This window comes from Alkalibacterium sp. m-11 (assembly GCF_054658155.1).
The window spans coordinates 1-977 of sequence record NZ_BAAGIR010000281.1 but is presented as its reverse complement, the minus strand read 5'-3'; the positions used below and the strand labels follow the sequence as shown (position 1 = coordinate 977).

Below are 977 nucleotides of genomic sequence, written 5' to 3'. Positions count from 1 at the left end.
TTTGACGGGTGGGATTCTTGAGTGCTTGTACGAACGCAGTCCATTTCTGTTTTGTTCAAGCCTCAAGGTGAGGGCATCTCATTGCCCCTCCTAAGACAGTGCATATAGCATCTTAGGCTGGTTAACTGTGACCGTCAACCACAGGTGCATAGCGAATATTCATTGCACCAACGATATCCCTGTGTTTTTTAAATCCACAACTACACCGATACTTTCGGTCCTTTGCTTTATTCCTTTCGGTACATTTCGGGCAGGTTTGGCTGGTATGTGCAGGGTTCACATACTCCACTTGTATGCCTTCCAATGTTGCTTTGTATTCAATGAATGTCGCTAATCGGTAGAAGGACCAAGTGTGCAAATTCTTTTCGTTTTTACGGCTTGTTCTTGCCGTCTGCCGGATATTCGCCAGTTTTTCCAAGCGAATGACAGAAATGTGGTTATCTTTTGCAAAATCAATGATTTGACGACTAACCTTGTGGTCTTGGTCTTTCATCCATCGTTGTTCTTTGTCTTTTGAGTGGCGGATGGCATTCAGCTTCTTTCGTTCCCCAAGTGCTTTTCTTTCCGAACGAAATTGTCGTTTCATATATTTGTTTCGCCGTCCGTTTCCGAAAAAGCGCACTTGTTCGTCATCGGTGACTGCCACAGCTGGGACTTTGAGTCCTAAATCCACGCCCATGACTTTCGTGCCTGTTTTCTCGGTGGTGGAGATTGTCACAGCGATTTGCGCTATCCATTTATTTGACTTTTTGGTGACACGTAGTGTCCCTAATTTGTGTTTTAGCAAATCAAAATTTCTATTCTTCTTATCCACCATTAAAGCCCGGATAGGCGTTTTCTTTGCCTTCCCATCAATCATGATCGGCATTGAAATGTAGCGGAAGTCGAAAGAGTAGTTTTGGTTGTTCCAAACACAATGAGGCTTTTTAAGCAGAGGCACTGTTTCAAACTTCTTTTTCTTCCCTTTCTTAAACACA

1 protein-coding gene is annotated in these 977 nt (G+C 43.3%); it reads right to left on the bottom strand.

What is annotated here, in order from left to right; all coding sequences use genetic code 11:
* Positions 1–121: 121 nt before the first annotated feature.
* Positions 122–977: RNA-guided endonuclease TnpB family protein (locus ACYQ2O_RS12400; protein WP_459796722.1), on the bottom strand; the 856-nt coding region annotated here is incomplete at its 5' end.